Source organism: Spirosoma terrae (genome assembly GCF_010435915.1).
GTDB lineage: Bacteria > Bacteroidota > Bacteroidia > Cytophagales > Spirosomataceae > Spirosoma > Spirosoma terrae.
Genome location: NZ_JAAFZH010000005.1, coordinates 287,153 through 308,833, shown reverse-complemented (window position 1 = coordinate 308,833; position 21,681 = coordinate 287,153). Strand labels below are relative to the sequence as shown.

At 49.1% G+C, this 21,681-nt stretch carries 15 protein-coding genes; 9 read left to right on the top strand and 6 right to left on the bottom strand.

Translation table 11 applies throughout. The features are described from left to right. Positions 1-4: 4 nt before the first annotated feature. Positions 5-2,626 carry an MGH1-like glycoside hydrolase domain-containing protein gene (locus tag GK108_RS14195; protein ID WP_163949280.1) on the bottom strand — a complete coding sequence of 874 codons (2,622 nt, stop codon included), beginning with the start codon at positions 2,624-2,626 and terminating at the stop codon, positions 5-7. A 233-nt stretch (positions 2,627-2,859) separates the two neighbouring features. Here GK108_RS14195 and GK108_RS14190 point away from each other — a divergent pair, with 233 nt between their 5' ends. The 4 genes from GK108_RS14190 (at position 2,860) to GK108_RS14175 (ending at position 6,741) form a co-directional block, all read left to right on the top strand. Beyond that, on the top strand, positions 2,860-4,239 hold the full coding sequence (locus GK108_RS14190; protein WP_163949278.1) for a Gfo/Idh/MocA family protein: 1,380 nt from the start codon (positions 2,860-2,862) through the stop codon (positions 4,237-4,239). A 140-nt stretch (positions 4,240-4,379) separates the two neighbouring features. Then, positions 4,380-5,120 (top strand): molybdate ABC transporter substrate-binding protein, encoded by a 741-nt coding sequence (gene modA, locus GK108_RS14185; RefSeq protein ID WP_163949275.1) that lies wholly within the window; start codon positions 4,380-4,382, stop codon positions 5,118-5,120. A gap of 125 nt (positions 5,121-5,245) precedes the next feature. Next, positions 5,246-5,911 (top strand): molybdate ABC transporter permease subunit, encoded by a 666-nt coding sequence (gene modB / locus GK108_RS14180; RefSeq protein WP_163949271.1) that lies wholly within the window; start codon positions 5,246-5,248, stop codon positions 5,909-5,911. Continuing rightward, entirely contained in the window at positions 5,908-6,741 is an 834-nt protein-coding gene (locus GK108_RS14175; protein ID WP_163949266.1) for an ATP-binding cassette domain-containing protein, read from the top strand. Before modB ends, GK108_RS14175 begins: the two co-directional genes overlap by 4 nt. A 68-nt stretch (positions 6,742-6,809) precedes the next feature. Here GK108_RS14175 and GK108_RS14170 read toward each other — a convergent pair whose 3' ends face one another. The 4 genes from GK108_RS14170 to GK108_RS14155 form a co-directional block, all read right to left on the bottom strand. Beyond that, positions 6,810-7,877: a M23 family metallopeptidase gene (locus GK108_RS14170; protein WP_163949263.1), complete on the bottom strand. Its 1,068-nt coding sequence runs from the start codon at positions 7,875-7,877 to the stop codon at positions 6,810-6,812. Between the two features lie 111 nt (positions 7,878-7,988). Further along, the gene (gene trxB / locus GK108_RS14165; RefSeq protein WP_163949260.1) at positions 7,989-8,945 is read right to left on the bottom strand and encodes a thioredoxin-disulfide reductase; all 957 of its coding nucleotides are present in this window, start codon (positions 8,943-8,945) and stop codon (positions 7,989-7,991) included. 182 nt (positions 8,946-9,127) lie between these two features. Further along, entirely contained in the window at positions 9,128-11,113 is a 1,986-nt protein-coding gene (locus GK108_RS14160) for an OmpA family protein (RefSeq protein WP_163949257.1), read from the bottom strand. After that, the gene (locus GK108_RS14155) at positions 11,068-11,718 is read right to left on the bottom strand and encodes a 7-carboxy-7-deazaguanine synthase QueE (protein ID WP_394366278.1); all 651 of its coding nucleotides are present in this window, start codon (positions 11,716-11,718) and stop codon (positions 11,068-11,070) included. The genes GK108_RS14160 and GK108_RS14155 overlap by 46 nt, the downstream gene beginning before the upstream one ends. 74 nt (positions 11,719-11,792) lie before the next feature. Between GK108_RS14155 and GK108_RS14150 the strand changes: the two genes are divergently transcribed. The 4 genes from GK108_RS14150 (at position 11,793) to GK108_RS14135 (ending at position 17,384) form a co-directional block, all read left to right on the top strand. Beyond that, positions 11,793-12,704 carry a LytR/AlgR family response regulator transcription factor gene (locus GK108_RS14150; RefSeq protein WP_163949254.1) on the top strand — a complete coding sequence of 304 codons (912 nt, stop codon included), beginning with the start codon at positions 11,793-11,795 and terminating at the stop codon, positions 12,702-12,704. Between the two features lie 172 nt (positions 12,705-12,876). After that, positions 12,877-14,172 carry a TraB/GumN family protein gene (locus GK108_RS14145; protein WP_163949251.1) on the top strand — a complete coding sequence of 432 codons (1,296 nt, stop codon included), beginning with the start codon at positions 12,877-12,879 and terminating at the stop codon, positions 14,170-14,172. Positions 14,173-14,312: 140 nt separating this feature from the next. After that, complete coding sequence (locus tag GK108_RS14140; RefSeq protein WP_163949248.1) at positions 14,313-15,410, top strand: L-dopachrome tautomerase-related protein; 1,098 nt, start codon at positions 14,313-14,315, stop codon at positions 15,408-15,410. An 84-nt stretch (positions 15,411-15,494) separates the two neighbouring features. Then, on the top strand, positions 15,495-17,384 hold the full coding sequence (locus tag GK108_RS14135) for a heparinase II/III domain-containing protein (protein WP_163949245.1): 1,890 nt from the start codon (positions 15,495-15,497) through the stop codon (positions 17,382-17,384). A gap of 87 nt (positions 17,385-17,471) precedes the next feature. Here the strand turns inward: GK108_RS14135 and GK108_RS14130 are convergent, their stop codons facing one another. Beyond that, entirely contained in the window at positions 17,472-20,318 is a 2,847-nt protein-coding gene (locus tag GK108_RS14130) for a glycoside hydrolase family 9 protein (RefSeq protein WP_246224911.1), read from the bottom strand. 439 nt (positions 20,319-20,757) lie between these two features. Between GK108_RS14130 and GK108_RS14125 the strand changes: the two genes are divergently transcribed. Further along, on the top strand, positions 20,758-21,654 hold the full coding sequence (locus GK108_RS14125; protein ID WP_163949239.1) for a helix-turn-helix domain-containing protein: 897 nt from the start codon (positions 20,758-20,760) through the stop codon (positions 21,652-21,654). Positions 21,655-21,681: the final 27 nt, after the last annotated feature.

Sequence of the window (21,681 nt, the reverse complement as noted above, 5' to 3'; positions counted from 1 at the left end):
GCGATTACAGAACGGTTAGCATGGCCGACCAACCGGTCTGATGACTGGCTCCCAGCCCACGAGACGTATCGCCGTCGAAATGTTCGAAGAATAAGATGAGGTCTTTGAAATAGGGATCTTTGCTGTATTGAGCGTCATTTCCATAGCAAGGTCGTTTTCCCTGATCGTCCGCCCGGATGATACTCCACATACGCTGCGTCAGAAATTCGGCTGCCTGACTCAAATTGCCCCAGTTACCACTTCCTGTAGGCAATTCGACACTGATCTGATCGCCATAGTATTTCCCGAATTCCTCAAGCGCTTTAACCAGCAGGTAGTTCATGGGCATCCAGACCGGTCCCCGCCAATTTGAATTCCCTCCGTACATGCCGGAATCAGATTCGCCCGGTACGTAATGAATTTCGTAGCGTTCTCCCGCTATCTTCTGTTCATACGGTTGCTTATACGCTTTCGAGAGCGACCGTATGCCACCGGGGCCCAATAATTCAGCCTCATTAAACAAATAACTGGACAGACGTTCCAGCTGATCGCAGGAAAGCAGTGAAAAAAGCATACAATCCTGCTCGGGATCTTCTTCTACTACCAGATAGCAGGATTTTTCGACCTTCTGCTCGTCAATATAGCCCCGAACTCGTCCGTAAAAAGCCGGGAAGGCCTTAGCCTGCTCCAGCGACATGGTCATCACACAGAACAAATTCGACAAGCCCACCATCGAGCGTAACGCCAGCGGAATAGACTCACCCGAGGGTAAATGCAGCACATCGTATGAGAAACCATTGTTGCTTTCATCGTCCGTAATCCACAGGAGTGCAATATCCTGCAAGGCTTTGGCAATCTGGACGTAACGGTCGAAATAGTAAATACTGATGGGCTCATACGTCTCGGGATCGCTTTTGGCTAGCTCAAGCGTAATACGCATCATATAAACCGTGTAGGTTGCCATCCAGGCGGTAGCATCGGCCTGATCTAACTTCCCATCGGATGGGATTCCCTCGCTACGATCAAAAAGGCTTACGTTATCCAGGCCTAAAAAGCCACCTTGAAAAAGATTACTGACCTTTCCACCCGCTCGTGTTGACCACCATTCGTAATTGGCACGCAACCGGTCAAACATAATCGCTAAAAACCCTGTATCCCGAACACCAGTGTCCAGTCGCTCCTGCTCAAAAAATAACCAGGCAAACCCTCCTCGGATGGGTGGATTGTTAGCCGAAAAATCCCATTCATACGACGGGAGTTGTCCACTGGTACCCTGGTAGTTCGGATCGGCCAGCAGATAGAGTTGTTCTTTGGCAAAACGCAGATCGACCGGGGCCAGTGCCGTAGCATGAAAGGCTAAATCCCAGGCCGCAAACCAGGGGTATTCCCATTTGTCGGGCATCAGCAGAATATGCTCCGCATTGACGTGCTGCCAGTCTGAGTTCCGGCTGTGCCATCGTTCGGGTGGCGGCATCGGCTGACCCGGATCGCCCTTCAACCACCTGGCAACGGCATAATTATAGTATTGTTTCGACCAGAGCAGACCCGCCCATGCCTGTCGCTTGATCTGAGCATCATCTGGTGAAAGTCCAGTGGTCAAATCGGCGTAGAAATCATCCGACTCCTGCTGACGACTGGCAAACAACTGATTGAATGACTCACCCAACGGCGAATCGATCTCCTGCTGATGCAAACGTAACCGTATCTCGACAGATTCTCCGGCCCCAACTGCTACGTTGTATACAGCGGCACATTTTGATCCATCTGGCTGCTGATTAAATGGAGCGTACTGCCTGGACGTAACGGCGTCATGGAAGGCATCCTTCACAAACGGACTGGTATTCTCCTTTCCCAGTACCCGCTGCTGGTTAGTCTCATTTTCGGTCATGAGCACCTGTTCGGGTGTCTGAAAACTCAGCACATACGCTCCCAATCGCTCGTGCATTGCCCGAACCTGACAAACCCCGTCAGAACTGGCTTCCATCCGTTCAATTCGGGGCCGCTCTTTTTCGAGCCCGAATGACCAGCGATTCCGAAACCAGAGCGTAGGCAAAATAGATAAAGGAGCAGCTTTCTCAGACCGATTATGAATGGTAATCTTAATAGCCAGATCGTTGGTATCGGCTTTGGCATACTCAATAAAAACGTCGAAATACTGGTTATCGTCGAACAAACCCGTATCTAACAGCTCATACTCCCGTTCTGTTAATGAGCGCCGAGCGTTTTCTGTCCGTAATTTCTCATAAGGAAAAGCGGCCTGCGGATATTTATACAACATCCGCATATAACTGTGAGTCGGGGTGTTATCGAGATAGTAGTATAACTCTTTGACATCTTCCCCGTGATTACCCTCCCCATTCGATAAACCAAACAGCCTCTCTTTCAAATAGGGGTCTTTGCCGTTCCAGAGGGCCAGAGCAAAACAGAGCGTTTGTGTATTGTCGGAAATACCGCCGATGCCGTCTTCACCCCATCGATACGTTCTGGATCGAGCCATATCGTGTGGCAGATACGCCCAGGCCGTACCATCAGCGCTGTAATCCTCCCGGACAGTGCCCCATTGCCGGTCACTCACATAAGGCCCCCACTGATACCAGTTTGCTTCTTTGTTCCATTCCTGATCGAGTCGTTGCTGTTCCTGTTGCATAGAGGTCAAGACAAACCGTTCAACCGGAAAGTTTTGACATAGATGTATATACACGAAAATTAACTGTAATTCTAGTTTGTGACCCACATAGAGACGGTAAGCTATAGCCCGTTACGTGGGGAAGTTGGCAACAGGCTGACCATTTTATAAGATCATTCCTAGAGGTGGAAACATTGGCCATAAGCAGGTTGTAGTCATTAGATTAATTGACTCCTTATTTTTTGCTCAACGACATGACGAACGAAAACGAACCCTATAGCGCTTCAACTCCCCTGTTGAGCCGAAAAGGTTTTTTACAGGTAGCGACCATGGGAATGGCCAGTGGGCTGGTAGTTTCCTGCCAGTCGAACGGCCAGGCACCCTCGTATCCGGTGCCTACCCGTAGTAACTATAAAGCCCCAACCGGCCAGCAAGTGCCTACTTCTCCCCCCTATTCTCCTCCGGCCATAGTGCCCGATGCCGCCGACAAACCGATTGAACTCGAAGCCTGGAAATCCGACGCCGATCGGGCATCGGGACCCGTACCAACTCCCCTGCCACGCGATCAGCGAATTGGATACGCTATCGTTGGACTGGGTCATCTGGCTCTGGAAGAAGTGTTGCCAGCCTTTGGAGCCTGTAAAAAATCGAAACCCGTTGCGCTGGTGAGTGGCAATCCCGAAAAATTGCAGAAAGTAGCCAGCCAGTACGGTATCAAACCCGACAGTTGTTATAGCTACGAACAGTACGACAAGCTCAAAGACAACCCGGACGTGCAGGTCATCTACATCATTTTACCGAACTCCATGCACGCGGAATACACCATACGCGGAGCCCAGGCCGGGAAACATATACTGTGCGAGAAACCAATGGCCAACTCCTCGGCCGAATGTCAGGCCATGATTGATGCGTGCAAAAAAGCCAATCGTAAGTTAATGGTTGCTTATCGCATTCACTACGAGCCTTACAATCGGTACGTTCGCGAGCAAATCCGGAAAAACGAATATGGTAAAACTAAGTTTGTGGATGCCTATAACTGTCAGTCGTCGGCTAATCCAAAACACTGGCGGCATATTAAGGCGCTGGCGGGCGGTGGTGCCCTTCCAGATATCGGTCTATACTGTTTGAACACGACCCGATTCATTCTCGGTGAAGAACCTATCGAAGTTATGGGTTACGCCTATAGCGACCCGAATAATCCTCTGTTCAAGGAAGTGGAGGAGGTGTGTTCCTGGCAGATGAAGTTTCCCAGCGGCATCATTGCCAATTGTGCCACTCATTACAACGTTCATGACTCTCGTCAGTACCGGATCATGACCGAACGCGGCTGGTATGAGCTGGCCAATGCCTACGCCTACTCAGGACAAAAATTGACTACATCAAGGGCCGACGGTCAGATCGTACGGCAGGAAAACGTGAGTATTACGCCTAAGAATCAGTTCGCAACGGAAATGGATTATTTCTCGGAATGTATCCTGGACGAAAAAGCTCCCTACTCTACAGGCGAAGAGGGTCTTCAGGATCAACGAATTATGGAAGCCATTTACCAGTCGGCCCGCGAAGGACGCCCCGTTAAACTACCTCGTATTGATAAGCAGGATACTTTTCGAGGTCCGGAACCTATGCTCCAGTAAATGCACCTGTCTTCTTCCGGACGTTGGTGTACGGAAGAAGACAGGATTCTATTCCAGAGATCCATGTACAAACCGCTAATAATCCCATATATGCCGTTATATTTGCTCAACCACAACGTTTCGGTTGATTATATTTCTCGATGAAGAAACTATTTCTGTTCCTTTTACTCTGGCCGTTTTACCTATTACAAGCGCAGCCGTTACGTATTGCGGTGGCAGCTAACGCGCAGTTTGTTATGGAAAAACTACGGACAGAATTTCAAAAAAAGGCCGGGATCCCTGTAGAGTCCATTGTCAGCTCATCCGGAAAACTCACCACCCAAATTCAGCAGGGAGCCCCTTTCGATGTTTTCTTATCTGCCGATATGTCATATCCGGAAACGCTTTATAAAGAGGGCTTGACGCAATCGGCACCAGCCATTTACGCTTACGGTACGTTAGTCCTCTGGACAACCGGGAAATGGCCGCTAGCCAATGACCTCAAGGTATTACAAAATCCGGCTGTCCGGCACATTGCCATCGCCAATCCAACCAAAGCACCGTATGGAGAGGCTGCAGAAAGCGTATTAAAAAAGGCGAATATGCTGGAAGCCATACGTAGCAAAATCGTCTATGGAGAAAGTATTTCGCAGGTCAATCAGTATATCCTCTCCGGTTCTGCCGAAATGGGCTTCACGGCTAAATCGGTCGTATTGGATTCAACACTTAACAATCGTGGGCATTGGATCGAGCTTCCCAACCGAAGTTACTCTCCCATTGCTCAGGGAGTTGTTGTGCTAAAACGAACCACCCAGAGCAAAGCGGCTCAGCAATTTGTACAATTTTTGCGCAGCTCAACAGCCCGGCGCATTTTGCAGAAATACGGTTATCGATTACCATAATCTAGTTTATAGTTTTTAGTAGTCTGGCATTAGGGTGCGCGAAGCGCTCCTGCCTCATCCACCGCTCGGGCAGGCCTGCGAAAACTATAAACTGAAAACCATAAACTATAAACCCTACACTCCTTATGCCCATCGATTGGGGACCGATCTGGCTTACATTACGTCTGGCGGGTATCACTACGTTTATTTTATTGTTTATTGGCGTACCACTGGCCAGTTGGCTGGCACTTAGCCGGTTTCGGCTCAAACCATTGATTGAAACATTCATTAGTCTACCGCTGGTTCTTCCTCCGTCGGTGGTTGGCTTTTATCTATTGCTTGCCTTTAGCCCCACTAGCTGGCTGGGAGGCTGGCTACTAGACACCTTCAACGTGCAGTTGGTATTTTCCTTTGTTGGCCTGGTCGTAGCGTCGTTGCTCTATAGCCTGCCATTTATGGTTCATCCCATACAGGCGGGACTGGAGAATCTGCCATCCTCATGGCGGGAGGCTGCTTATACCCTCGGCCAATCGCCGATCAGAACGTTATGGTACGTCCTGCTTCCTAATTGCAAACCGGCCCTGTTGACTGGTATTGTTTTATCATTCGCACACACCATCGGTGAGTTTGGTCTGGTTCTTATGATCGGGGGAAACCTGCCGGGGCAAACCCGGGTGGCGTCCATTGCCATTTATGACGAAGTCGAACTCCTTAATTTTGATACGGCCCACACTTATGCCGTTCTTCTGCTGGGTATCTCCTTTCTAATTTTACTGCTGGTGTACGGCATTAATAAACGGGTAACGATATGATTCAGCTCGATATCAGCCTACCGCGTTTATTTGCTGAAGGCCTATCTGACCTTCATATTCAGGCAGACCTCGAATCAGGAAGCTTTACGGCACTAATCGGACCATCCGGCTCCGGGAAAACCACCTTACTTCGTTTACTGGCTGGACTAGAAAAACCAAAGCAGGGCAAAATGGTAGTCAATGGCGAGGTTTGGCTCGACACCGACAAACGAATTAATTTATCTCCACAGGAGCGATCGATTGGCTACGTATTTCAGGATGCCGCTCTCTTTCCTAACCTGACTGTTCGGAGAAATATCCAGTTTGCCGCTTCCCGCGAAAACGCTACGCTGGTTGATCAGCTAATTGCAGAAACTGGATTAGAACCCTTTATCAATCAAAAACCCGTCGCCCTGTCTGGCGGCCAGCGGCAGCGGGTAGCCCTGGCTCGCGCGCTGGTCCGACGGCCAACGATGTTGTTGCTCGATGAGCCATTTGCTGCACTGGATTCCGAAGCCAGTCATCAACTTCGGCAACTGCTGCTAAAACTGCATCAGGATTGGGGAACAACGACGCTACTCGTTAGTCATTACGATACAGACGTAGCGGTATTAGCAGACAGGGTTATTCGTTTGTCGCAGGGTCGCGTGCAGAGCGATCAGACAAAAGCACAAGCCAGGATTAAAGCGATTTCGCCATCGGAACCGATTCGCCAGATTTACTTTGACGAGGCCGAACAGGAATGGGTTATTCAAACGGATACGTCCTTACTACGTTCCAGAAATCCAACCTGGAGCGAACTACGTATCAATGATTACATTCAGGTTTCTCCTCTTTTTAGACAGGATTAACAAGATTGACAGGATTATTCGTCTTCTCTGTTCATCCTGTCAATCTTGTTAATCCTGTCTAAAAAAACTTAGTTTACTCGTAGTTTCTGTCCAGGGCGAATACGAGAGCGTGACGAAAGGTGGTTTTTGCGTGTCAGTGCTGATACGGTCATACCGTAACGACTAGCAATCGAACTCAGTGTTTCGCCCGACCGAACGCGGTGTAAGACAGTTCGTTTCAGCCGGGGCCTTGAACTACCTTCCGACGAAGAACGACCACCCCGCAGATAATCCCAAACAGCACTCGTCAGCAGGAAGTGGTCGGAATTAATGGTATTTTCAGGAAACGAATAAATGGTAAGAGGGGTAAATGGATTTCCTTCATAACGGGTTTCGAAATGCAGGTGTGGGCCAGAACTACGTCCTGTGCTACCGCCCAGTCCAAGCTGATCACCCGCTTTAACCAGTTGACCATTCTCGACAGTTTGTTTGGACATGTGCCCATACAGCGTTTCCAGACCGTTGTAATGACGTACCAGTACAAAACGACCGTACCCGCCACCATTCCAGCCTACTACGCGCACAATGCCGTCAAAAGCGGAATAGACGGGGTCCCCGGTTTCCAGATCGAGGTCAGCTCCCGTATGCCAGCGCCCCCAGCGAAATCCAAAATTAGATGTCAGCTTTCCTTCGTTAAGCGGGGCCGACCAATAACGGTTTGCTGGTGGATCGTAAAGCTTGATATCAATGGCTTCATTAAATTCCAGTGGATTGATGTTATAGGGATCAATCGTTCGGGAATCCCATATAGCGTAATAATCGGCTACTTTAACCCACTCTTCACCAACCAGAACGGAATCAATGATTTCGACAACACTAGGTTCGCCCTGATCGATGGTGCTAGTATCTTCACTAGCCACCTTGTTAAGTTCTTTTTTAGGTTCAAACTGGTTATTAAAACGCAGTTGGGTAGTTTCCTGATCGAATGGGTCGTCCGCTTTTTGAGGCTGTTCAACGACGGGAGCATTCGGGGTATATTGGTTTTTGGGCGTAATCTTGAGGTTTTTCTTAAATCGACCCCGTTCCTGAGCCTGTGCTGCTACGGTCAAACACAGGCAACTGATGGCCAGGAGCCATCGAACAGCCTTTTTTCTCATCAGCAAGTAAGGATGGGTTTTTGGTTTATCGTTTATGGTTTATAGTGGGCTGACGCAAGACCGCTTCGCGCACTATAAACCATAAACGATAAACCAAAAACTAATAAGTTGTTAATGAACTAGTTGTTGTTCCTGCATTTCAACGGTAACCAGATAACGTTCAGCGTCAAGAGCCGCCATACAGCCAGTACCAGCTGCGGTTATGGCCTGACGATAGATGTTATCCTGGGCATCTCCACAGGCAAAGACACCGGGAATATTGGTTCTGGTACTACCCTTTTCGGTAAGAATGTATCCACTCTCATCCATATCGAGGTAATCCTTAAAAATGTCAGTGTTTGGTTTGTGACCAATAGCTACAAAGAAGCCGGTCACATCTAAAACGCGTTCTTCGCCCGTTACGGTATTTTTTACCAGAAGGCCCGACACTTCTTCATCGCCGAGTACTTCCTGGGTTTCAGTATTGTATAGTATTTCGATATTCGGTGCGCTTTTCACCCGTTGTTGCATCACTTTTGACGCCCGCATCTCATCGCGACGAACGAGCATATACACTTTACGGCACAGATTAGCCAGGTAACTGGCTTCCTCTGCGGCAGTATCTCCAGCGCCAACAATAGCAACATCCTGCCCACGGAAGAAAAATCCGTCACAAACGGCACAGGCCGAAACGCCACGGCCATTCAGTCGCATTTCAGAGGGCAAACCCAGCCATTTTGCCGAAGCACCCGTCGAAATAATCACCGAGTCGGCCGTGATTTCATGTTTATCGTCAACAATAGCCCGGTGAGGATGCGACGAAAAATCGACACGAGTCACCATACCGTAACGAATATCAGTACCGAACCGACGAGCCTGATTTTCCAAATCCTGCATCATGATCGGCCCCTGCACACCTGCTGGATAACCGGGGAAATTTTCTACATCATTGGTGATGGTTAACTGACCACCAGGCTGAGGACCCTGATAAAGTACAGGATTCATATTAGCCCGTGATGCGTATATAGCTGCTGTATATCCGGCAGGACCGGAGCCTATGATCAGGCACTTAACGTGTTCGGAAGTCATGTGATTGCACTAAGTTGTCGTCTTATTAACAAAATACCGTTCCCTAATAAAGGAAGGCATTCAGACAACATATACAAAATTGAAAAAAATCCCGCAGGAAAGCAAAGTTGCGGGACGATGGATGGCGGACGCTTCATGTACTATACAATACGTCCTACTCTGTACACCATATATCCAATTTGCTATAATATTTTCCACTCGATTCGGCGGTTTAAACGTCGGTTCTCATCGCTTGTATTGGGGACGACGGGTTTGGTTTTCCCATAACCTACGGCCCGAATTCGGTCGGCCTCAATACCTGCCTGCGTCAGGTAGCTGACAACCGCCTGGGCTCGTTTTTGCGAAAGCGTCAGATTGGCCGCTGCGTCGCCTTTATCATCGGTATGGCCTGAAATTTCAATTTTTACCGCTGGACTCGCCTTCATGAACGCGGCCAGCCGATCAAGTTCAGTACGCGACTTATCGGCCAGATCATACCGCCCGGATTCAAAGAATAAATTATTCAGCGTTTCTCGGGCTGTTTCTCCTGCTATGGCTGGCTCAAGCGGCACACTCAGCGACATTCCTTCGCCCTTCGTTCGTTGTGTAAAATCAAACGACAGACTTTTGAAGAGATAGCCGGGAACGCTTACGTACAGCGCATATTCGCCACCACTGGGTAACACGGCTGTGTATTGCCCGGTTTCGGTGTCGGCCTGCACGCGCGAAACGACCTGATTCGACTTAAGATCAACCAACTCGACGGTAGCCGCCAGTGGTTTCTTCGTTTTGGCATCGGCCACAATTCCTTTCAGGTAGCTAACCGGCTTGACCCGCTCCCGCAATGATTCTGGCAGGTCGAAGGTATACAGCCTCGACTTCTGCGAGACACCGTCTTTCTGCTCTTCAAATGAATAATAAGCCCGCTTGCCATTAGCCGCTACAAACAAGGAAGCCTGATCTTCGGACGTATTGATCGGATAACCGAGATTAGTGGGGTTTGACCAGCCCGTACCAGAGCTATCCGAAACGAACAAATCGTATCCACCTAAGCCAACATGGCCTTCCGACGCAAAAAACAAGCTTTGTCCGTTTGCATGAATGAATGGCGAGGCTTCATTAAAAGCGGTGTTGATGGGTTCTCCAATATTGACAGGCTCCCGCCAGTTGCCTTCCGAATCCAGATCACTACGCCATATATCGCGTCGGCCTTTGCCTCCTGGGCGATCCGAAACAAAATATAACTTTCGCCCATCGGCCGATAAGGACGGCTGCGATTCGTAATAGCGGGTATTTACGTTCGGTCCCAGATTTTCGGGTGCCGACCAGTCAGTACCAGTCTTGCGGCTTATATACAGGTCACAACTGCCAAATCCTTTGCGTCCCTGACAGGCCGTAAAAACAAGCATTCGTCCGTCGGCAGAGAGGCTGGCGGTTCCTTCATTATCGGGGGTGTTGATACTGGAAGCCAGTGATACGGGCGGAGACCAGGTTTCCCCATTGAAGGTAGAGGTCATCAAATCTTCATCGCCTTCGGGCTTAAGTGCTGTAAAAACAAGTGTTTGCTCATCCGCCGTCAGAACCGGGAAATACTGCGAAGGAGTCGTTTGTAGCACCGATGACACTGGCTTCGGATCAACCGACTGCGGGTGTTGGACCGCTTCCTGCGCAAATCGGACCGATTGGAGCTGACGTTCAATTCGTTTCGCCTGCACCGACCCCGTGGGAAACATCGACTGAAACTTTTCCAGATACGGCAGAGCCTCCGCGTAGCGTCCCAGCCTGAGCAACGTAGCACTCAACGACTGATAGGCAGCCCCCGACGCCGGACTGTCGGGTTGTAGACGTACTGCATTTCGGTAGGCCGAAATGGCGGGCTCAAATTGACGGGTAAACTCATACAGCTGGCCGAGTTTCAGGTAAGCATCCATGAAGTTTGGATCCTGCTTGATCGCCTGCTCCATAAAGGGAATAGCCTCGCTGGCTTTCCGCTCGCCAAACAATTTAATCGACTGATTATATAACTCCCGCGCTTTGTTGCTTTGTGCATACGAATTGACGCACAGCGTAAACATCAGGAAAACCAGGGCGAGTAGAAATCGATGGCTAACGCTACGTCCCAGGCCCCAACTCTCAGGCCACGCTACGGAATATCCATGTACTTGTGTGTCTGCAACGAGATTTGCCATTGCGGGTGATTTTTAACGTAATCAACGATGCGAGGCAGCATTTCATTGGATTTACTCCACTCTGTTTGCAAAAAGAGTTTACAGTCGGGTCGCAGATGTGGCACGAAAGACTCCGCAAACGCAAAATCGGACTGATTATAAATGATGACTTTCAGCTCATTAGCCATCTCAAAAATAGCGGGATTGGGCTTTTTAAATTTCTTGGGCGAAAAACAAATCCAGTCCCACGAACCCGTTACGTGCTGGCATACGCCCGACGTTTCGATATTCGTTTTAAAACCAGCATCCTGCAACGTCGCTGTCAACGTAGTAAGATCGTGCATCAGAGGTTCACCACCCGTAATAACCGCCATCCGGCCAGGAAATTGCAGTGCTCCTTCTACGATCGTATCAATCGTCAGCTTTGGGTGCGCATCGGCATCCCACGATTCCTTTACGTCGCACCAGTGGCAACCAACATCGCAGCCACCCAGGCGAATGAAATAGGCGGCCCGACCAGTATGCGCCCCTTCGCCCTGAAGCGTATAAAAGGCTTCCATAACGGGTAAAGCTGTCGGACTGGTTTCCAATGAGGTTATATTCTGTTGTTTATGTTCTACTAGCATACCGCAAAGATACGTACTTAGCGATCAGACCGTACAATTTTTGAAACCGTGGTGGTCTTGTTATTTTTGTTGTTATGCTCCAACCGTTACGTTCCTTTCTGAACCGACCTATTGCCGAAGAATTTAGTTTCAGCAACCACTTCAGGCAAAGTTTACAGGCCGGTTTGTATGTTTTTGTCTTTGTAACACTACTCAATGGCGGCTTTGGCCAACTGCCTATGGTGGGAGCAATGACATTTCTGTCTATGGGCGTAGTAGTCACCGTATTGATCGCCAATGTCTTTATACCCAGACTATTGCCTAGTATTTACGATGAAGATCGCTGGACGGTTGGTCGTCATATTCTTCATGTTCTCTGGGTCCTTTTTTTGATTAGTTGTAGCAACGAGCTTATTCTGAAACTGCTTAACCTGAAAGGCCCTACGTTCGGGGATATGTATCTGTACGTTACGCTCATTGGCTTTTTCCCGATTATGCTTGGTGTTTTCCTGACCGAGCAGCGTCGGCTGAAACGGAACCTCGCCCACGCCCAGGCGTTGAACACTATTGTCAGCCACCGATCTGAGCCGTCTACCAAAACCTTGTATCAATCGGTCGATCCAACGCCGGAACGTTTAACCCAGCCATCCCCGATTCTGTTCATAGCTGAAAACGGCAAAGACCGTTTAAGTCTACAGCCCGATCAGTTGATCTACGTCGAATCCGTCGGAAACTACGTCGATATTCACTGGCGAAATGCCGATCAACTTCAGAAAACGGTGCTACGTAGTACGTTAAAAGAAATCGCCGATTCACTGTCCCACCATCCACAATTTTTCCGATGCCATCGGGCTTTTCTGGTGAATCTGCAGGCCATCAGTCAGACCGAAGGGAATGCCCGTGGCTATCAGCTGACGCTTACCGGCGTTACGTCTAAAATTCCCGTTTCCCGCAGCTACCTGGAAACGTTCGATGAACGACTGGAAAAAGTGGCCCAGCCAGTATAAAACCACCTCAACACCATTTAAACCGGCTTCCCATTCATCCCAAGTCATCCCTCACAGCCCCAAAAAGGCCTATTTATCCCAGCGCTGAGCAGTACATCCCAGCGCTTTGCATGCTCCATAAAAGCGCCCCAGTTTTGTGTCATTCAGCCAATTCACAAAACCAGTTCAGGTCATGCAATTCTTCCAGTTATCACTACGCAGTCGGGTTTCTTTTTACGTTCTTTCTCTGATCGTTTTATCAGCCTTATCAGGCTGGGCTCAATCTGATAGCATCAGCTACAGAGAGGTTCCTAAAGAAGAAATTCTCGCGGGAAGCGCCGATAATTTTAAGCTGTTTGACGAATCGTTTTACCAAAATCAGCTCTTCCTGTTGGGCGAATCTCACGGGGTTCAAAAACCGCAGGAAGTCGATTTCGAGTTACTGAAACACCTGAACCAAAAAGCTGGGGTTCGGTACTACATCGCCGAAGTTGATGCCACCAAAGCGTATTACATGAACCAGTATCTGAAAACCAGCGATGACGCTACGTTACGTAAGGTATTTCGAAGCTGGGTTGAAAATAAAGCGCAGTGGGCCAATAACGATTTTTTCAGAAAGATTCAGCGAATTCGGGCGTTAAATCAAACTTTACCGGCCAACCGTCAGATTCAGTTTGTAGGTATCGACCGCATCCACGACAACAAACTGGTAGCCGAGCATCTAACGCAGCTCATTCAGGGCAAAAAATTGCCTAAAGCCAGTCAGCCGCTCGCCGATTCGCTGATGCAGAGACTAGGCCGACCAATGGCCGATAGTCTTGTAACCGAGCCTGCGCTGGCCTGGCTGGCCGATTGGGAAGTGAATCGAGCCACGTATCAGAAAGTCTTTGGCCAGGATGCCAAAACACTTCACCATCTGCTAACCAACATCGGCTATCTGAAAACAATCAAAAGTCGGGAGAAAACGATCTTCACCAATTTTAAAACCATTCTTCCAGACCTGAACAACGAAAAGCTATACGGATTCTGGGGCTATTTCCACGTCTTACAGAATCCGCCCCTTCAGAGCGCCAAACCATTTGCCTGTCTGGTCAAAGAATCTGATTTATACCTGCATGACAAGGTCGTGTCCATCACCTTCTCCTATCTGGATTCCTATTCGATGGTTCCCACGGCTTATCTGCCCCCGTTCTGGCAGGATAAAGGCAAAACCTACACCCGGCTGGACAAATTCAATCAGGACAGTGAACTGATGCATACCGAAGGGATCGACGCTATGCGGGCGGCTACCCGCCCCAATTCTCTTACGCTGTTTGCGCTTGACCGGCCCGGTTCTTTCGCCCGTAAGACACCGATACGTATCAAATACGCGCCTTACATGCCTAAAACCCAACAAATGCAGTTTGATCCGGCTCACCCAACTACCGACTACTTTCAATACGTCATTCTGGTTCGTAATTCCGACATGACGGAGCCAATGGAACCCTAACGTTTTACCCATTTCGAAGAAACCATACGCCCGTTCAGTCGTTACATGTATTGATTCGCTTGTAGCCGATGCGGCAGGATGCTGTCGGCTACAAGCGAATCAGTCAGTTACACGATAACATTGTGTCAGTATATAGTCGTATGAAACGTTTCTTTATCCTGTTCCCGGCACTCCTGCTAAGCCTTATGGTCAGTGCTCAATCACCGAAGTCGGCCCCGGAGCAGTCGCCAGTCGTAGAAACTGTCGCCGATTTTGGTAAACATCAACCTATTGGGCTGGGTGTATCGAAGGAGAATCGCGTTTTCGTTACGTTCCCTAAAAATCCGGAGCATTACGACTACGGTCTGGCGGAAATTGTGAACGGCCAGCGACGGCCCTACCCGAACGCGGAATGGAACCAATGGGATTCTCTGAACCCACAGAACCGGTTTGTTAATGTACAGGCGTTGTTTGTCGATCAGACCAATACACTCTGGGTACTCGATCCGGCCAATCCATCTGGCATGCCCGCCTTCCCGACGGGCATCAAGCTCCTGAAAATAAATCTGGCCACCAATAGGGTTGACCGCATTTACCGGTTCGACGATCTCCCCCGCGATCGAACGGCCCTGAACGATGTACAGGTCGATCCAACCCGGCAGATCGCCTATCTGTCCGATCCGAAACGGGCTGCCATTATCGTGCTGGATTTAAAAACCGGCAAAAGCCGGGCTGTGCTCGAAGGAGATAAATCGACCAAAGCAGATCCTACTTTTGTTCTTACGATCGACGGCAAAGAAGTTCGCGACACGAAAGGTGTTCCCTTTAGCAGCAACGTCAACGGCGTTGCGCTCACCACCGATTTCAGGTACTTTTACTTCCGTCCGATTACGCAGACAAAGCTTTTCCGAATCGAAACAAAGTATTTGCTCAATCCATCGTTGTCGACCGAACAAGTTTCCTCACACGTCGAAACAGTGGCCGAAACGGGCGTATCCCACGGAATGATTGCCGATAAAAAAGGGGATATATACCTGACCGATTCGCCAAATAAAGCGATCCGATACGTCACCCCCAGCGGTAAACTCGAAACACTCGTGCGCGACAATCGATTCCTATGGCCCGACAGTTTCGGCATCGGCACCGATGGCTATCTTTATCTGACAGCGGCTCAAATTCAGCGGACCAAACGATACAATGACGGCGACGACAAGGTTGAATACCCCTTTCGCTTATACCGCATGAAACTCGCCAAATAACCTTCGTCAGATAGAATTATGAGTAAAGAGCTGAATCGGCATGCTTATTCAGGCGATTAAGTAGTCTTTCTCTCCCTTCTGCTCATGGTTCCATTAGTCCGTCTTTCCATTTGCCTGGCTTTTCTATTTACGGTTACTACATCTTCCCTACTTGCTCAGGTCGACCACCTGGCTTCGGCGGCCAAACTTCCCGATCACCCTCGGCTGTTGTTGCTAAAGGGCGAAGAAACAACCATTAAACGTACCGTCAGCAACGACAAAACCTGGGACAAACTGAATCAGGGTATTCTGGGAGAATGCGACGCACTGCTGGCTAAACCATCCCTTGAGCGTATTCAGGTTGGCCGACGCCTGCTCGCAACATCCCGCGAAGCGCTACGTCGTGTATTTTTTCTGTCGTATGGCTGGCGTACAACGCGTCAGGATAAGTACCGGCAACGCGCCGAACAGGAACTACTGGCTATTTCGGCGTTCAGCGACTGGAATCCAAGCCATTTTCTGGACGTAGCGGAAATGACCATGGCCGTAGCAATCGGGTACGACTGGCTCTACAACGATTTATCGGCTCAATCCCGTAGTACCATCAAAGAGGCTATTCTGAAAAAAGGGTTGGAGCCGTCGTTAGACACAAAATATAATAACTGGCTGCGGATCACCAACAACTGGAATCAGGTTTGCAATGCTGGCATGACCTATGGCGCTATGGCGATCTACGAAGATCAGCCGGAACTCGCTAAACAAATCATCAACCGCGCTATCGATACCATTGTCCTACCCATGACCGAATACAATCCAAACGGGGCTTACCCGGAAGGGTATGGCTACTGGGGCTACGGCACAAGCTTTAATGTCATGTTTTTAAGCGCCGTTGAAAAGGCCTTCAAAACCGATTTTGGCTTATCGTCGAAGCCGGGTTTTATGCAAACCGCCGATTTCATGGAAAACATGACCGGTCCATCCGGCAATGCCTTTAACTTCTCTGATTCGGGACTAAGTGGTGATCTGCAACCTGCTATGTTCTGGTTTGCTCAGAAACGGAAAGACCCGTCGCTATTATGGGTAGAACGGAGTCGGTTAATGACTGAGGGAGCGAGACGACACATCAGAAATCGGCTTCTGCCCGCTACGCTTCTCTGGAGCAATGGCGTTGGTATTTCATCCATCAAAGCACCCAAAGCAACCATGTGGGTCGGTATGGGAAAGACGCCGGTAGCCCTTATGCGTACCTCCTGGTCAGACTCCAGCGCCATCTATGTAGCCATGAAAGGCGGAACAGCATCCACCAGCCACGCGCATATGGACATCGGTTCGTTTGTGATGGAAGCCGACGGTGTCCGCTGGGGAATGGATTTCGGGATGCAGGACTACGAATCACTGGAATCGAAAAAAGTAGATCTCTGGAACGGTAAACAGGGCTCTCAAAGATGGCAGGTATTTCGGTACAACAATTTCGTTCACAACACGCTGACCATTAACGATCAGTTACAGCGCGTGGAAGGCAAAGCGTCTATTACCAGCTCGTCGACCAATCCTTCGTTTATGAACGCAACAACCGATCTGATCGAGGTCTATAAAGGATCGCTTGCCAAAGCGAATCGCGGCATTGCTATTGTCGATAAGGCTTACGTAGTGGTTCGGGATGAGCTGGAAACACCTCCCAACGAAACGACGGTCCGCTGGACGCTGCTCACTCCTGCCGATGTCAAAATCATTGGCGACAACAAAATTCAGCTGACTAAAGATGGGAAGAGCTTACTGCTTCAGGTTCAGGAGCCCGCCAACGTAACGCTGAAAACCTGGTCGACTGAGCCGACCCACGATTACGACGCCCCCAATCCGGGCACCACGCTGACGGGATTCGAGGTAAAGCTGCCGGCCAACACCAAAACGGCGCTCACCGTACTGCTCATTCCGGAAAAGTCAGCCACGAAGGCCATCCCGAAAATCGAACCATTGCAAAACTGGCCGAAATAAAGTAGCCCGGCCAGGCTAGCGTTCTAGCGTCCACGTCTGGGTGTAAAAACTAATGTCTTTACCCAGACGTAGACGTCCAGGCTACAGCTACAACCCTAGCTGTACTTTTCCTGTACTCACATACGAAATAGTCCCCCGTAACGTAACGCTCCTGGCCTGCACGGTTCCAGCCACAGACACTACGTTACCCGATTGAATAATTACGTTATCCGTCAGAGTAGGCACACGCCCACAGGCCCACGTCAGCGGATCGGTCCAATTGCCCGACTTCACGCTGGTAACGACATCCGTGTAACACATCGATTGGGCCAGCAAGCGCAGATACGCAGCCTGCGAATAAATGGCAGGTTCATTCAACTGCCAGGAGTTTTCTGGATACGATGTATTCCAGGCTTTGTAGGATTTCTGTACGGGCTGGTTCTGCGGGGGCGAAATTACGGGACCCGTATAGGCAGGATCAGGTATGTACGTTGGGTTAGCTCCGCCCATCAGAAAAGCAGGCGGAGGATTGACATCAAAAACAGTACCATCCCCAAACCAGCTGTGATACATGGTCGGCACCGAAAACTCACCTCCAAAGCGAGTCATATTGGTAAGATAACAATAGGCTGTAGGATTAACGCCGTGGAGGTAATGAACAAACCCCATGCCTGCATCCTGATAGTTAGTCTTGTTTGCGTTGTCCAGGTTGTAGTTATTCATAACAAAGAACATAGTTCCCTGATGGGCTTTGGTCTCGTTACTGCCCCAGGTGTAGTTCCGATCGTCCAGAAAAGCCCGATAGGCGTCTGTTTTATTCAGATAGGCGGGCAGGTTTTCGGCATTGTTTGTTTTAAGGCTATTCGAATACGTAGTCAGGATGGCGTTTTTCACACTGGCGGTTGCCCCCGACGACCGGGCGTAGTAAAGCAGAGCGTCCTGATAGGTCGATTCAAACGGATAAGCATAGCTCCACTGCATCAGGTGAATCTGGGTGTAGTTTGCGTCAAAAAAGGTTCGATACGTAGCATTTCCCGTCAGTACGTAGAGGAAGGCCGCAGCCGCTACTCGTCGCGCCAGCCGACCGTGGGCATCGATCGTGGCATCGACACTCTGAAAACCCGTATTTGAAAACACTACGTTCGGATTGGCATTCGCCCAGTTGAACGCATTGATTGCAGCCATCTGCAACGTATCAGTATATCGTTGATAAGCCGGATTGCTTAGCTTCTTAAACTGAATCGCAGCCAGGGCGAACACGGCGGCTCCGGTCGATGTAGCATCGGTGCTGGCCGCGCCGTACCGACGAGGGTGCGCATCGGCACTCGGCGGAGACGTAGCACTGAAATCCGTTACCGACACCTTGTGTAACAGTGAGCCATTCGGCTGCTGCATACGTAGCAGCCAGTCCAGCTCCCATTTTGCCTCGTCGAGCAGATCAGGAACTCCATTCCCAGATTCGGGAATGGAAAAATCGTCAGTCCACACGGCAGGATTATCCTCATAGGCCAGCATCATATCCACCAGCGGGCCATACGTAAACGGTACGTATTTGTTGTAATCGCCCGCATCGAACCAGCCTCCCCGCAAATTTTTAGACGTCGATGCGTTGGTATTCGTAACTAACCGACAATCAGTATCCTGCTGCGGACCCAGAAAAGCCGCTCCATCGGTCCAGGGACTTCCGGCATAAGGCGTCTGTTTGGCAAATCCGCTACGTTGATAAAAAAACACACGGGCTGTTTGCTTTACTACGTTTTTGTAGACGTCATTTCCGATCTCGAACGTATACGACCGTTTGTTTCGCAGCGAATCGTAGACGTAGTAACTCCCCGCCGTTTGAAGCTGCGAAAAATCGAACCACCATACTTTGTCGCCCGATTGCGCATGCGTAGCGCCACCGTTCCAGGCGGTCGGCGACCCACGTAACACGACCGCATTATTACCCGATTTACGAATCTGGTAGTAGGTGGATGGCGTGAATGTTTCTGACGAATTATAGCCCGTTTGCGGACTACTGATCACCGCTATTTTTTTCGCCAGCGGCAAATACCCGAACTGATCGATTTTCAGATGGTTATCGACTTCGGGAAACGTAGTAAGCTGATACGTTTTGACAAAATTCCAGATCGTTTGCGGCACGTTAAACAGCGTACTCCATCCATGCGACGCATCCTTCGTCATCATCATCACAATCTTTTTGTTCGAGCCACAAAATGTCAGCGAATCCACATTCGGATTGACAGCTGCCGTCGAATAGGTACTTCCATTACCGCAATTCAGATACGCATAATTGGATAATGGCCACACAAAGGCGGGCGTTTTGGGATAGGGCACAATCGGACTCTGAACAGTCGGATCGCCTTTGCTATGGATATGAAGCATAGGAACCGGCTTGTAATTGGCAGCATTGAAATAGCCATTCAGAAAGCTATTGTTCCCCCACAAATTGGCGGCAACCGGCGCAAAAGCGGCTATTTTATTGGGCAGAGCCATACTCAAAAAATAACACATAAATCCCCCGCCCGAATGCCCAGTTACGTATACCCGATTACGATTGATACGATAGTTTTGAAATAAATAATCGATCAGATCCGATGTAAACAGTATGTCGTCAGGCGCGTTGGGGTCGGCCGGATTAGGCCCATTGGTATCACCAGCAGAACCAAATCCCGGTTTGTTATCAGCGTATTTATTGAACTGAATACCACCCCCAACGGTAACGGCGTCGGGATAGACCACTATAAACTGTTGAGCGTCTGCCATTGCGTCGAAACCAGCATACGACTGAAAGCTAGCCCCACTACCGCCATCACCATGATAGGCAATGAGCACGGGAAGGTTGTCTTTTGGCTGATTTGTTGGCAGATGAAATCGAAACGTTCGCGTTCTTCCTCCTGATTGTAGATTGCCGGACCCATTTACCGCTGTTTGGGCACAAACAAGCGGGCACATTAGCAACCAAAACCAACCTATAACAACCCCGTCTTTTACAGATATCATACCAGAAATACATTTCCCGAAAAATAGCGCTGAAAAATAAGGGATATGGTAACAATTGAGCTGCCGGACATTTCCAGGCGTATTGGGTAGATCTGCCAGCGTAAACGGCTGTTGATAGGCCTAAAGCAGATTAACTTCTTAAAGACTAATTCGCCCCCAGTTCATAGAGACTATCATTTACTGGTTGGAGGGCCGGCATCTGGCCTATCGCCCATAGTAGAACCGTCCATACTGATCGTGCATTCTTTTCAGGCTATGGGTCGTGAACGTTTGAGCTAAGACTACATTCACCAAAACTTGTTTTTTGTATGTTTGACCCTGAAAAGCCATGATCCTTTCCAGCACATACAGAGGCTTTGCCTCGTTGCTTGTAGACAATTAAATCGTTTCTATGCCTGACTTCACAACAATCGACAGCTTCTACGAACGTATCCAGCAACCCCTCCAACTACTACTTGGCGAAGCAGGGCACTTTAATATGTTCCGAATTGAAGACGTATTGTCACCCGATCATAAGCAGGCCAATTACAGTCGACGTAATTTTTTCAAAATCAGCCTGATCACGGGTAAGAATCGCATTTTCTACGCCGATAAAACCTTTGATATTCAAGGCACTAGTCTGGTGTTCACCAATCCAATGATGCCGTATTTGTGGGAGCGAGTAACAGAAGAACAGACAGGCTATATATGCATTTTTACCGAAGCGTTTCTGAGCCAGATGGGGGATATAAAAGCTTTTCCCGTGTTTCAGCATACTGAATTGGGTGTGCTGATGCTATCAGAAACCGATGCCCTATTCTTTCGACAACTATTCTTGCGAATGGAGGAAGAACTGGCTGGCTCTTATAGTTACAAATACGATCTGATACGAAATCTGCTGATGGAGGTCATTCACGGGGCCCAGAAGCGGCACCCTACCGAAGCCTCAGCAACAACCCAATCCAATGCGAACGAACGTATTACAGCCATTTTCTTGGAATTACTGGAACGACAGTTCCCAATCGACCTTTCTAACCAGGTTATTCAGATCAGTACGCCATCGGGCTTTGCACAACAATTGAACATTCATGTTAATCATCTCAACAAAGCTTTGAAAGAACAAACGGGCCAGACAACCATCCAGCATATTAACGAACGAATCTTGCAGGAAGCTAAAATTTTGCTCAAAACCACCGACTGGACCATCAACGAAATTGCCTGGAGTCTGGCTTTTCAGGAGCCAAATCACTTTTCTGCCTTTTTTAAGAAACGGACAGGCATTACCCCAAAAGCATTCAGGGTCGATTGATTTTTATAGTTTTCCGTTTCGTTTTTA